This is a genomic window from Mesotoga sp. H07pep.5.4 (assembly GCF_003664935.1).
Classification (GTDB): Bacteria; Thermotogota; Thermotogae; order Petrotogales; family Kosmotogaceae; genus Mesotoga; species Mesotoga prima.
In genome coordinates this window covers 23,884-36,991 of sequence record NZ_JFHM01000016.1, presented here as the reverse complement: position 1 = coordinate 36,991, position 13,108 = coordinate 23,884, and the positions used below count along the sequence as shown (strand labels likewise).

Here is a 13,108-nt window from a genome sequence, read left to right as displayed (position 1 = left end):
TACACCACTATCTACCTTCATCTCCAAATTTGCAAAACAGGACGCTGTTAAGATAAGAAAGATAATTAAACAAAATCCCCTGATGTTCATGATCTCAGCAAACCTTTCTCGATCATCCAGCCGGTAAGTACCCTAACCTTCCCGATCTCGACTCCGTAGTGAATACTTGCCAATAGTTCTACGGCTTCCCTACCTCCAACAACAGCCGCACCTCCCACCACGAAATCGGCGATACTTGCGAAATCAATTTCGAGCTCGTCTTTAAGTTCCTGAGGGAATGTCCTGATCCATTCCAGACCTAAAGAGCTATCGAAGGTTGGCTCCAGTGGGCTTAGTGAAGGAAGATTCCCAGAATTATTGAAAACCTTTCTGAGTACTTCTCCCTCGTAATTAGAAATCAGAAGATCGAAAACATCATCGCTTCCTTCTCTCCCTGAAATTCTGTTTAGTATACCGAATAGCTCTCCTATCATCTTGCTTCTGACACTTATGAGCAAGTCCTGATCGGGCTTGACTAGCTGATCCAAAGTATTGAGAGCCGACAGACCTACCCACTCCAGTTCTTTTTCATCCATCATCTGGGGTGTGTCTAAATCCGAGTGGTAGTATCTATCTGGAAGATGGCCCATGAACGGAGAGGGAATTCCAAGAGTTGTGAAGACACAGTGATCTGAACCGGCCATGAAGGGAATCTCTCCAAATCTCTTCAGAGGATAACCGGCATTTGAAGGCATAAGAGTCTTGATATAGAATTCCAGGATATTTCCCCACCTCTGTGGCAAATAAGGTGGGACCTTTGAAAGAATAAATGTAGAACCCGTTTTGTTCTGATCTGCACCAACCATATCAAGGTTTATAGTATATATCGGAAGGTTATTCTCGCTCTTGAGTTGGAGAGCATAAGGTACGCTTCCCAAATATTCGGGAACAAGTGCAATTTTCACGGAATATGGGAAGTTCTCATCATTCAACACCCTTGCTATCTCAACGGCGAGAGCGGCTCCACTCCCGTTATCATCGGCCCCAGGCGAAGGATGACACAAATGCGCAGTTATAAGAACCTGAGGGCCATCATTGAAACCAGTCGCGTCTATTTGCAGAACATCAAAACTACCTTTCGACATATTTGTTTCAGCCCTGAACCCAACGATCGCACTTCCTTTTTTCGAGTAACTGAAGAGAAGATCGTACTTCTCTTTTGTAACCGAAAAAGCAACAGCGTTTCTATCGGCCGAATCTCTGTCGTGGGGGATCGTCAAGAAGTTTGTCATTTGAGGTAAATCATTGAGACTGCGACCAATTTCCTCAAAGACCTTTCTCATATGGCACAGAATTAGACACCTCGCCCCGCCCTCAACTACCGCATGCTGAAAAACCTTGACAGGATCTTCACTAGCAAGAACTGCTTTTCCAGAGTAATCTCCTTTACCGTCATATACAACTAGAGGTAACGATTCCCAGCCTTTGCTGCTTCCACTACCGGAAACCAGGGAGACTTTTGTGACTTTTGTTGAAGTGACGAAAACCCTCTCTGGATTCTCAAGCCACAGCTCCCCATATACTGGTTCCCATGCAAGTGTAGAGACGATGTTTCCCGTCTTTGTGACCCCATCGGCTGGATACTTCAATACCCGGAATCTATTTTCCGGAAGACCGGAACGGATAAGATAGTCCGTTATCGAGTTCATAGATTCCTTATAGTCACGACTTCCCCGCATTCTGTGATATCCCGAAAGCATTTCTATAAGAGATTTAACCTTTTTTCCATCCAGCCTTTGACTCAACTCTGATCACTCCTTTTCTAGATAAATCATCTTGCGTGTCATTTCACCGTCAACAACTAGATTTGCACCTGTGATAAAAGAGGCTTCATCACCGCTAAGAAAAAAACAGGCATCTGCAACGTCTTCCGGTCTACCAACTCGCCCGGCCGGGTGTTGATTATGTGCAACATCGCTTCGTTCGGATGGCTTACTGGGCTGGCTTTCAGTTATGTCGATCTATTCCGAGCATATCGCATTGACTCTGACTTTTAGCCCAAGAATAATGGCAAGTAAATGTGTGTGAGCCAGCAGACCACCTTTCGAAGTAGAGCATGGTTCCGAACTGCTTACCGACATCAAAGCCCGAGTCGAAACTATGTTTATTATGCTTGAGCCTTTCGAAGTGGCTAAATAAGGAGAGCAGTATTTCGCCATCAAATAAGGGCCGGTGAGATTGACCTCGATTACTTTCCTCCAATCATCTGCTGACCTCTCTAGAAGTGTCCCGGTCCATCCTATCCCCGCATTGTTTATGAGAACGCCTATCGATCCAGATAGTCCCACCGTACCAGTAACAACTCTCATTACATCATCTTCAGAAGAAACATCTCCATAAATAAACGTCGCTCGGCCTTCGTCGGAAATCATCTGGCTTACCAAGCGATTCCCAGCTTCCACATCGATATCCATAATCGACACAAATGCACCACATCTCGCGAAACCAACGGATATTGTTTTCCCGATTCCTTTGGATTCACCAGTAACAAGCACGGTTTGTTCAAGAATCTCAAAGCACGCACCCCCAAAGGATCCCTAAAGAACCATCTCAACAAAGCTAAACTCCGGTCAATCTCTCTGCCTGAATCGTTGCGCACTTCTCAATCGCCGTAAGCTTTACTTCCTGCTCCTCAAAAGTCTCCGCAATCGCATGATAATGATCGTAAGTCCTTTTCCAACATATCGAAGCCTTAACTGGATCACTTTCATTACGCGCTATTTTCTCCAGGGTCATTCCTTTGACAAGCCACAGAGATATGTCATCAGCCTTCAATCTCAGCCCCTCTTCGAAGACTTCAAGTGCTTTGTAGGGTTCTTCAAGGCGATCCCGAAGCAAGGCTCCCAGCTTCCTAATGTATAACAGCTTCTCCTCAGGAGACTCAAGAATGTCAATAATTCTTTCGTAATCACAGGCGAGTTTTCTTAGAAGCTCCTCGCCCGAATCTCTTTTCCTCGCTTTAAACTCGTAGTTAGCAATGCTTTTCTTAAGAAATTCAAGGTAATCTGATTCACCAGAAAAATCGGAGTCGTATCTTTTATCCGATATCGACTGTCCCAATATTCGAAGCTTTTCTATCAAAGCTCTTTTGATTTCTTCTTCTTGTATCTTCGGAAGAATGAGATCTAGTTTGTCAAGAAGAGTCACTTCATTTCCCTTGAAATAAACTACAAAGCGGTCAAAACAATCCGATAATTTCTTTGCGATTCCATCTAAATCTTCACTGGAAAGCATAAGGTCAATATACTTCACCGCAAGGTTGGAAAGTAATTGTTCGTCTTGAATCAGCGATTTTGAAGACTCTAAGGCTCTCTCGAGAAGGCGAAGCTGATCGACTCTAGAGATCTCTCCGACTTCCGAAATTGTTGAAATGTACATCTCTCGTAGCCGCACAAGCCTACCGGGCTCTTCGTTATAAAAAGCTTTCTCAAGCCTCCCAAGAGCAATTTCGACAAATAATGCTTTCGAAGAGATCCTGTAACAGCTTAAGGCGAACTTAATGGCGGCCTCAGGTTGGTCCTCAAAGAAGACCGATATAAATTCTTCCCAGAGACCTCTATCAAATTCGCAGGCAAACTTCTCGATTTCTCGGGCAAAAGAGTTTTTCGAGGACCCATCAATCTTCTCAAAGGTTGAGATAAGGTCTTCAAATGACTCAGGATTATTGAGAAATGCAAGCCTTTCTAGTGCAGCCTTCATAGCGCCTTCATTATCTCCTTTTTCTCTCTTCAAATTCCAGAGTTCATACAGGAACCTACCTTTTTCCTCTTCTCGAGATTTCGGAATCCTTCTTTCTATCTTAGTAATCCTATTCTCTCTTCTTCTATCATTAATCTTCTTAAAGAACATCATATCCTCCAGCAACAAGGGAATGAATAGCTCCTATAAAAGGATACCAGAAAACCTCGTCAGGAGAACGTTGGCTTATCCTAAGGAGCGGTTACTCAAAAGCGAGTCGGCCTTCTGTGAAAGAACAAAAGATTACACCGAGACAGACGAGGAATCTACATCCAGAATCAAATCGATCAGGGATCTGCTCCATTCAATCTTGTAACCCCAAATTGTCTTCTGAAGGAAGTAAATCCGCGCTCCTCTGAACTCTCTGAAGGCACTCTCTTCGGAAACTTCAGGGACAAATATCAGGCAGTAACTTTCAGGATCACCCTTCAGTCCGTAGAGAGCGAGAAAAGTATCATACTCTGGATCGTCTTGAGTATATATCGATCCCGATAATCCTTCTGTGAACCAGACGCCTGAACTTTGGGCATACTGTAGATAATACTTCTCGATAATTGACCAATACTTATGGAAGTCAAATATCAGATTCCTCATGTCTCCTTCAAGCTCGACAATGGCTACCTTTCTCAGCGACACAATTTCATCTTCACTTAATCCGGCTTCAAGGCCGGAATCTTGCTGAAGACGAATTTGATTTGCATAGTCGATCATTGCCCTCTCATATTGCAGGAAGACTTGATATGGACTCCTGAAGAAGTTGAATCCCCAGATGTATGAGACCGCTAGAAATCCTGTAAGAACTATAAGAAAAGGCAGCCTGAGTCTCAAAGAAATTCACCACCCGGTTTCACCACATAATCAAAGATATCACATGTCATCGAACCATGAATGCATGAAGACCCCTTCCCACAAAAGAAACTGTTATGTTGTATTATTATCACTGACCGGCAGATTGGAAGGGAAATGTATGCTGATTACTCTGAGCAAAGTTGGACACGATTATGGTCAAGACTTCCTCTTTGACGAAGTCTCAACCTCGATAGATAGGAAAGATAAGACAATACTTCTTGGAAAAAACGGAAGCGGAAAATCAACCCTCATGAGAATAATTTCCGGTGATCTTTTGCCGTCTGAGGGAGAGGTTTTCCTCTCCACAAACGTGAGAATTGGTTATCAAATACAGAATAGAATACCCAACTCTGAGTTGACTCTTATGGAGTACTACATGCAGGACAAATCTAGTGTCCTTCCCGACACCGAAGAATACTATTCCTTCGACAGAAGAGTGAGGAGTATCCTCGTAGGGCTTGAATTCGGCGAGGAAGATTGGGAAAGACGTCTCGAAACCTTCAGTGGTGGCGAACTAACCAGGATCTCTCTTGGGAAGCTTTTCCTGGTTGATTACGATCTACTGCTCTTGGATGAACCTACAAATCATCTCGATCTCGAATCGACTGAATGGTTAGTAAGCTTCTTAAAGAATTACAAAGGAGCTCTACTTGTCGTTACTCACGACAGATACTTGATTAGAAACGTTGGTAATCGCTTCTGGGAGCTGAACGGCGGCTCGCTTTGGGATTTCTCCGGACCTTATGACAGATATCAGGCAGATAGAGAGATTATGTTAAAGAGCGGCCTGAGAACACGGGATAATCTTTCAAAAGAAATCGAAAGACTTGACTCTGTCGCAAAACGCTACAGATTGTGGGGGCAGGAAAAATTCATCAAGCAGGCGATCAACAAAGAAAAGCAAAGGGACAGACTAATCGAACAGCTCGAATCGATAGATCTCCCAGATGAAGAAATCAGAGGAACAAAATTCCGGCTACCACAACCAGATAGAACCGGTTACTCAGTTTTGAAGATCGAAAAATTGTCATTCGGCTTTGGCAGCAAGAATCTTTTCAGCAGCGCCACCACAGAAATACACAGGAGAGATAAGATCGGCCTTCTCGGCCCAAATGGCAGCGGGAAGACAACACTCTTGAAGATAATTACTGGGAATTTAAAGGGGTACTCGGGAGAAGTTACCTGGGGCCACAACATCCGTTGGGGCTATCTTTCTCAGCTGACCGAGGATCTAAATCCGTCAAACGATGTGCTCACGGAAATCTGGCAATTGATGAGGGGGCAACCAGATTACGAAGTTAGAAAGTACATGGGAAGGTTTGGATTTCCCGGCGACGATGTTTTTAAACCAGTACACACCTTGAGTGGTGGAGAAAAAACGAAACTTGCGCTTGCGAAACTGATATTATCGCGTCCAAACGTTTTGGTCATGGATGAACCGACGAACAATCTCGACATCTGGTCCATTGAAAGCCTTGAACAGGTGCTGAAAGAATACGAAGGCTGCATAATTCTTGTTTCTCACGACAGAGAATTCGTACAGAATATTTGTGATCGTTTCTTGATGATCGATAGGCATAAGTTGAAGAGTGTATCCACTGTTGAAGAGTATTTGAGTAGAAATCAAAGCTATACCGGTTCGGTGGGTAATGATGACGCGCGAGTCAGCTTTCAAGAAAGAAGGAGATTATCCAACAAGAAGAAGTCGATCATTGAAAAGTTGCAACAATTGGATGCTGAAGAAGAAGCTCTGTCCAATAGTCTGGAAGAGATTCATGCAAGAATGGGGCTTTACGCTAGTGATTACGAGAGGCTTCAAGAATTTCAGAACACTTTGAATCAGGCCGAAGAGAGGATTCTTGAGATTCTTGAAGAAAGAGAGATCCTGGAACACGACCTAGAGGAACTTTCTACAATGATGGGAGATCAATCATAACAGCATAAACGCAACTGAAAGCATTGAAAGAAAGATTGAAATATCTGCCATAACCAGATAAGCGTGGAAGCTTCTCTTATGGACCTCGACCATTGATCTTGGATCGCTTCCTCCTGATTTCATAAGCCTGTCCGCCATAAGCCAGAACAAGAAAGTGAGAAACCATGACAAAGAGAAAATTGAGCTCCAAAGTAAGGAAGCTGAAACGATTATTGCCATTGTAATTGCTGCTCCCAAAACAACGAAAGAAAGAGCCGCTGCCGGTATTCTTGTGGTTTGCCAGAAAGCGTGAAGGTAACCCTGAACCTGAGGTTCAGTTCTGGGATCCTTCATAGGTATCATCAAGAGCGAAACCGTGAGCCCCCCTCCAGCCCATAAAACGTAGGAGATCACAAATACTATCTTGCTAAACCCTTCGAAAAAACCCATAACATCACTCCAAAATAACTCTTCGTCACTGTCCTGCTAAGCGCCAGAAGAGCACTTACGTCTGGGCAAATCTCTCTTTCAACGATTCCTTCAGAATAAATTATATCAGATAATTGTCTTCGTACCCTTTGACCTCACTTCTGAAGAAAACTAGATAAACCGGAGAAATCGCCTGTATTTCTCGCAAAGTCACGCTTCTTGTCATTCGAAGATCTTGCATTTACGTAGTTCCTTGAGCAGTATCATTGTTCCACTACAGAAATAATCGCGAAGACCGTTGTTTCCACTCTAGGCGGGCAGTTTTCGGGGTGTATAAGATCTACACAAGCTATCGGCATCGTTGGAGTCAGCACTGCTGCATACACTGTGACTCTGGGAGTCAATGCTAAGTAGACGGTTTCGAAAATGTCTGTTACAGGTCAAATGCAGTAGACCTTCCGAAATTAGAGCTCAAGCGTAAAAGAGATAACCGCATAGAATCGACCGGATAAAAGAGCGATCCATGTACTCCGCCAAAAAGATGAAAATAGCGAAGAGACCTCTTTTGGTTAGTCGAGATCTCGCGTATGGAGTCCAGATAACCACAAAGGGCGACCTTCAATTAAAGACGCTGATATTCTTAATGTCTCGAAGCGTTGCTCGGTGGTGTTCACGATAACAACTTCAGACGATAAGTTGGCAAACAAACTCGAACCAGAAGTACCCTGGCATTCGAGAGGAATCGAAGCATTCAAGGCTTTATCTAGAGCAGGCATTGATGTCGAAATCGCGTTGATACCGATCCTGCCATTCACAGAAGATAGTACGGAAGACATCTTGCCAATACTTACCAGAGGAAAAGAAGCTGGAACCAAGTTTATCTATCCTTCAATGAGAATGACTTTGAGGGACAGGCAGAGAGAATATTACTATCTAAAACTAGACGAGTTCTTTCCGGGAATGAGTAATCAATACAAAAGAACCTACGGAAATTCGTACTTCTGTAGCTCTACAAACGACAATATATAACAAACCACATTTGTCATGAGTCAAAGCTGCTGAATCTGGATTTGCTTTTATTTGGAAGACCCTTCGGCGAGCCTAATCTTAATACTCAAATGATCTACTTCTAGCTTTCGAAACAATTGTTCGGCACTATTGATTCCAGTCTCTTGAATCAGGTTTCAATAGACTTTTCGTGCGTCATATGAATCGACTGTCTAACATTGTCTTGGACCATTTGAGAATTTCCATTGTGAGGTAGAACTTCTATTACCAACTCTAAGACCGGTTTACTATCCATAGCAGTGTTTTTTACGACCATGGTTTGATTTCTACACAGCTTTCTTCTTAATCAACTCCTCCTCGGAACCTAGACTTTCTGTATCACAGGTTGCTCCGAGAGAAAAACTCTTCGTCTGACCACCTCTGAGAGGTCCAAAGACAGCAGTGTTCAGCATGGACAGAAGCATCACAAAAAAAGGAATCGGATCGCGAATATCCCATGAATCATCCTTTAGATTCTTCCTGCTCTTGAAAAAGCCCTTCAGGTTCTTAAACTTACCTTTAAACAACGTACTGAAGAACCAACCGATCTCCATAGCCGTTGTAAAGGTACCATAACCGGTTTTCGGCGATCTAGCCACGCTGACTTCGCTTCCATTCGCTAATTCAAGATACGCCTTTACCATGTCAACACCAGAGTTATAAGCAATGAGCAGCCCGGGACTCATCCTGGGATTTACATCGACAAGATAGTATTCACCATTGATTCTGTCATGTAGGAAATCCATCGAAATGAATCCAGAGTAGTTGAGATCGCTGACGATTTTCTTAACTTCTCCAAGCGCTTTTTCGCAATCTATAGAAACTCTGCAGGTACCAATTCCTCCAGATTCAGGGTATTCTCTTATGTTGTGATAAATGACGTTTCCAATTAATCGACCATTATGAGCCAACCCTGTTGTACAAATTTGGTAAGGCTCTTTCCACTCTTGGACCAGATATTTGTCTTCTTCAAGATTCCTGCATCTTTTCTCGAACTCACTTTTGGAATTAACCTTGAAAATACCTTCAGCAGATCGCTGATTTCTGGGTTTAATTATTACCGGGAATTCACACCCTTCTAAGCTGAAATCCTTCAACAGTACCGTCTTTGGAACACTTATGCCAAGTGATCTTGCGTAAGTGGTCATTGAGTACTTGTCGTGAAGTAGAGTAATATGATCGTAAGAAGGGACCAGTACATTTACACGACCTTCCAACCTACCAATATATTTGCTGAACACAAAACCCTCTTCAAAGGTTGGACACAGAACATCGATCTTGAGTTCTTCTATCTTTTCAATGACGCTTTCGACAAATGCACTGCTATTCTCACCGACTGAAGGATAAATGAATTTCCCTTTGAGATATCTGGAGTAAAGACCCCCGCTAAGTCTACTGCTGTCCGCTGCGAAAACCTCATGGCCGCTTCTAGCCAAAAGCCTTATAGTATTAATTGCATACCACATTCTAGCGCCCGTAACCAATACCCTCAAACTCAAAACCTCCCGAAAGAGAATGAATAAAGAAGATTATCAAATAAAATCTTATACCATAGAAGTAACAAATTGATTGTTTACTACCGTTCTACGAGCCCGGTATTTTCCGGGCTTGTTTGTCAACTGCGCAATACCTTAAACTAAGGCTAACTGAGGCACCGACTGATGAACCACGCAAATGTCGTCTCCATTTACATAATAGAGACGATTTGATTTCTTTGAGAATAAATTGTATAATAAGTTTGAAAGGTTAACGGTTAACTTCGGTTACAGTGTATTCACAATGCACTCGTTTAAACGGTAAAGTTAGCCGCAATCCGGACAACTCCTCGTTTCGTAGCAATTCCCCCTTCGATTCCTGACGCCAGTCAGGAATCCTTTTTTATTGTAAACTAAGATTAAATAAACAAGTGAAAAGGCCGCCAAAGGCGGCCCTCATGATAAAACCAAAACTACTCTACCATTTTAATCAACGACGAAATCGATTCGACTGCCTCCTGGGGAAGTCTGTCGAAGCCACCTCTTTCAACTTCTCTAGAGCGAAGGAAGTTGTACCTGTCAACGAGTCTCTCCTTCAAAAGCTTCTTGTAGCTCTCATCAGAAAGATCAGGCAAAAAACCTTCAATAAACATTATCTCGAGTTCCTTGAATGGGTCCCACGGCAAGAACTCTGCTCGGTTCTCTACTATAGACTCGAGGATTTGAAGGGTGAGTTCCTTCGGAACCTTCTTCTCGCCAAAATGGCCGGTATTGAAAATAAAACATTTAATCCCTCTGTGAGTAAACAATTCAATAAAACGATTAAAATCGTCAGAAAGCGGATAGGTTCTGAATGGATTCGCGTAGGGCTCTATTACCAGCGCATTGGGATCAACTCCTGGTGCCAGACGTTCTGCAGAGGTCCTTTTTGTGGCAAGAGTCGCGCCCATAACAGATGCGAGAACGGGATCGTTGACTTTCACTACCGGAGGAATTGATGGGTCTTTCATCAACCAGATGATAGCGTCTACCGGTTCATCGAATTTGTCCACTCTATTTGGAGACCAGATTTTTGACTTGATTGCCCTTCCATTTCCATTTCTAATGTCTTCCGTCACAATAACGATTCGTCCTTCATCGTCTTGGGTCGCACCAACGTTCTGAACAGAAAGAAGAAACTTGTTGTCTTCACTACTTAGCGGATAGTCGGACGTCTTGTCGAAATACGAGGGTTCCAGTGCTACGGAAGAACCATCGGAAGATGAAATCACGAAGGCATCATCGTGCAACACTGTAACATCATACTTTCCGTCGTGCTTAGCATGAGTAAGCGTTGACTTTCCGGAACCGGACAATCCAAAGAAACCCACAACAAATTTTCTGTCCTGGAGATTGTACCTTTTCTGACCACCATGACAAGCAGCAAAACCATGCCTGTTGGCACATCCCCACGCAAGGGTAAGCGTTCCTTTTTTGAATTCACCGAAGTATCTCATTCCGAGAATTGCGGCGCAATTGTGTTCCGGATCGAAGAATGAAAGCCCCAATGGATGATCTGGATGATGCCATTCCGGGTCGGAAAACACAAAAATATCGCCCTCGTTTTCACACCTTTCTGAGGACTCATACATTTCGTTGTAGAATTCGTTTATCGGCTGGAAATTTAACAACCAATTATAAATCAGGTTCTCGTGGGTTTCAGGAACCAGAAGATGTGCCTTTACCATGAAATCTCTATCGAGCCCTATATATGCCTGGGCATGATACATCTTCCTATTTCTTGTGTTGTAGACTGCTTCTCGCAACTTCGCTCCGTATTCTTTTTCGTTTACTCCTGGCTCTCCCACTATTCGCCTCGCCGAGGCACATCTTCCGGTCACGGCACCGTCATTGAAGAGAAGAACTTTTGAATCTGACTCAAGACCGGCTTTTTCGGGTTTATAAACTGGAAGGTCAGTGACTATCGTACCTGCCGAGTTCTTCGCGAGCTTGTAGGCCTCACTCGGCGAAACAACCGGTACTACGTTGTTTCCGTAGAAAGCTGTTTCTATTGTTACACGGCTCATTGAAAAGAGAGGGTTATCTCTTCCAATTCTTTCTCTCACAAATCTGGAACTAGTAGACATCTTTCACCTCCAAGAGATCCCAAAAAATCTGTAGAGTCTTACTTACAAGACTCCTTGAGCTAAGAACCACGAATGTTCGCATAATCTACAAAGATCGTGCGAATCAAAGCAAATCTAACGTCTTTGAACATAAATCTCTATATTGGGGTGTGACTCTTACCGAAAAAAGCTGTAGAGTTATACTGGGTTAAGGTGATCGTTCTTTAACTTCAAATCTTCGTCTCCAGACTTTGAACTTCCATAAAAGAGTCCTAACTTTCAAAGGTCGCCTCCTCAGAGAACAACTCTACTATCTTCGTAATTACCTGAACCGACTTTTCCATAGATCTTATTGGTATGTACTCGAATCTTCCGTGAAAATTGTGTCCTCCTGTGAAGAGATTGGGTGTAGGAAGTCCCATAAAAGAAAGACGCGCACCATCAGTTCCCCCTCGCACAGGTTCTATTTTCGGTTCAATTGAAAGACTCTCCATTGCTCTTTTCGCGGTCTCAACAACAAAATACACTTCCTCTATCTTCTCTTTCATATTGTAATAAGAGTCTTCAGTGCAAAACGTGACCGTATCTTCTCCATATTTGAAGTTCAATAAAGCCGCTACTTCGGAAATCATCATCTTTTTTCTCGAAAACTTCTCCCTGGAATGATCTCTAATGATGTATTTTAGTATTGTTTCTTCTACAGAACCTTGAACACTGATTAAGTGGAAGAACCCCTCTCTCCCGCAAGTGGTGGCCGGTATTTCATTTGAGGGCAGCATTGCGTTGAATTCACATGCAATGAGCATTGAGTTTTTCATCCTATCTTTCGCGCTTCCAGGATGGATATTCAGTCCCTTAATCACAACCTCAGTGTTGGCAGCGTTGAAAGTCTCGTACTGCAGTTCTCCAATGCCTCCCCCATCTACTGTGTACGCGTAATCGGCTCCGAATTCTTCTATGCTGAAATGCTTAGTTCCTCTCCCGATCTCCTCGTCCGGTGTAAAGGCTACTCTTATTTTGCCGTGTTTAATCCGGGGATTCGAAATTATAAATTCCATCGCGGTTAAAATCTCTGCAATCCCTGCCTTATCATCCGCTCCAAGCAAAGTAGTTCCATCAGTAACAATCAGATCTTCTCCAACATATCTTTCAATTTCTGGATACAGTTGAGGATCGATATAGAGGTTATCTTTCTTGTTAAGGAGCAACTTCCCTCCCTGATATTTAACAATTGAAGGTCTTACATCTTTTCCGCTCATTTCCGGGCTCGTATCCATATGAGAGATAAATCCAATCACTGGTAGTTTCCTTTCGAGGTTTGAGGGCAGGGTCCCCATCACATAACCAAAATCGTCAATAGTAACTTCAGACAATCCCATAGATTCCATGTCCTCCTTGAGAGTTCTGGCAAGAACTAGCTGACCAGTTGTAGACGGGAAAGTCTTAGATTCAAAGCTTGAAGTGGTTTCAATCGATATATATCTCAGAAATCGCTCAATCAATTTCTCAAT

General features: G+C 43.2%; 9 protein-coding genes and 1 pseudogene. 2 read left to right on the top strand and 8 right to left on the bottom strand.

Going from position 1 to position 13,108, the window contains the following annotated elements; all coding sequences use genetic code 11:
- Window positions 1-86: 86 nt before the first annotated feature.
- The 4 genes and pseudogenes from Y696_RS09700 to Y696_RS09685 all read right to left on the bottom strand — a co-directional run bounded on the left by Y696_RS09700 (window position 87) and on the right by Y696_RS09685 (window position 4,605).
- Window positions 87-1,784 carry a DUF4910 domain-containing protein gene (locus Y696_RS09700; protein WP_121510371.1) on the bottom strand — a complete coding sequence of 566 codons (1,698 nt, stop codon included), beginning with the start codon at window positions 1,782-1,784 and terminating at the stop codon, window positions 87-89.
- Window positions 1,785-1,790: 6 nt separating this feature from the next.
- A pseudogene (locus tag Y696_RS14190) lies at window positions 1,791-2,534 on the bottom strand (SDR family oxidoreductase).
- Between the two features lie 64 nt (window positions 2,535-2,598).
- On the bottom strand, window positions 2,599-3,888 hold the full coding sequence (locus tag Y696_RS09690; protein ID WP_039882298.1) for a hypothetical protein: 1,290 nt from the start codon (window positions 3,886-3,888) through the stop codon (window positions 2,599-2,601).
- Between the two features lie 132 nt (window positions 3,889-4,020).
- A complete protein-coding gene (locus Y696_RS09685; protein WP_006487946.1) occupies window positions 4,021-4,605 on the bottom strand; it encodes a hypothetical protein in 585 nt (194 codons plus the stop codon).
- Window positions 4,606-4,744: 139 nt separating this feature from the next.
- On the opposite strand from Y696_RS09685, the gene abc-f reads away from it, so the two are divergent.
- Window positions 4,745-6,562: a ribosomal protection-like ABC-F family protein gene (gene abc-f / locus Y696_RS09680; RefSeq protein WP_006487947.1), complete on the top strand. Its 1,818-nt coding sequence runs from the start codon at window positions 4,745-4,747 to the stop codon at window positions 6,560-6,562.
- Here abc-f and Y696_RS09675 read toward each other — a convergent pair.
- A complete protein-coding gene (locus tag Y696_RS09675; protein ID WP_006487948.1) occupies window positions 6,557-6,991 on the bottom strand; it encodes a hypothetical protein in 435 nt (144 codons plus the stop codon). The genes abc-f and Y696_RS09675 overlap by 6 nt on opposite strands.
- 642 nt (window positions 6,992-7,633) lie before the next feature.
- Here Y696_RS09675 and Y696_RS09670 point away from each other — a divergent pair.
- Window positions 7,634-7,999: a hypothetical protein gene (locus tag Y696_RS09670; RefSeq protein ID WP_147431781.1), complete on the top strand. Its 366-nt coding sequence runs from the start codon at window positions 7,634-7,636 to the stop codon at window positions 7,997-7,999.
- 305 nt (window positions 8,000-8,304) lie between these two features.
- Here the strand turns inward: Y696_RS09670 and Y696_RS09665 are convergent, their stop codons facing one another.
- The 3 genes from Y696_RS09665 to pepT all read right to left on the bottom strand — a co-directional run bounded on the left by Y696_RS09665 (window position 8,305) and on the right by pepT (window position 13,108).
- Complete coding sequence (locus tag Y696_RS09665; protein WP_006487953.1) at window positions 8,305-9,510, bottom strand: ATP-grasp domain-containing protein; 1,206 nt, start codon at window positions 9,508-9,510, stop codon at window positions 8,305-8,307.
- Window positions 9,511-9,965: 455 nt separating this feature from the next.
- On the bottom strand, window positions 9,966-11,618 hold the full coding sequence (locus Y696_RS09660) for a phosphoenolpyruvate carboxykinase (ATP) (RefSeq protein WP_006487954.1): 1,653 nt from the start codon (window positions 11,616-11,618) through the stop codon (window positions 9,966-9,968).
- Window positions 11,619-11,869: 251 nt separating this feature from the next.
- Complete coding sequence (pepT, locus tag Y696_RS09655) at window positions 11,870-13,108, bottom strand: peptidase T (protein WP_039882367.1); 1,239 nt, start codon at window positions 13,106-13,108, stop codon at window positions 11,870-11,872.

Bases quoted from the DNA above. Each gene is read 5' to 3' on its own strand.
- Y696_RS09690 (WP_039882298.1), bottom strand. From the start codon at position 3,888: ATGTTCTTTAAGAAGATTAATGATAGAAGAAGAGAGAATAGGATTACT.
- abc-f (WP_006487947.1), top strand. From the start codon at position 4,745: ATGCTGATTACTCTGAGCAAAGTTGGACACGATTATGGTCAAGACTTC.
- Y696_RS09675 (WP_006487948.1), bottom strand. From the start codon at position 6,991: ATGGGTTTTTTCGAAGGGTTTAGCAAGATAGTATTTGTGATCTCCTAC.
- Y696_RS09660 (WP_006487954.1), bottom strand. From the start codon at position 11,618: ATGTCTACTAGTTCCAGATTTGTGAGAGAAAGAATTGGAAGAGATAAC.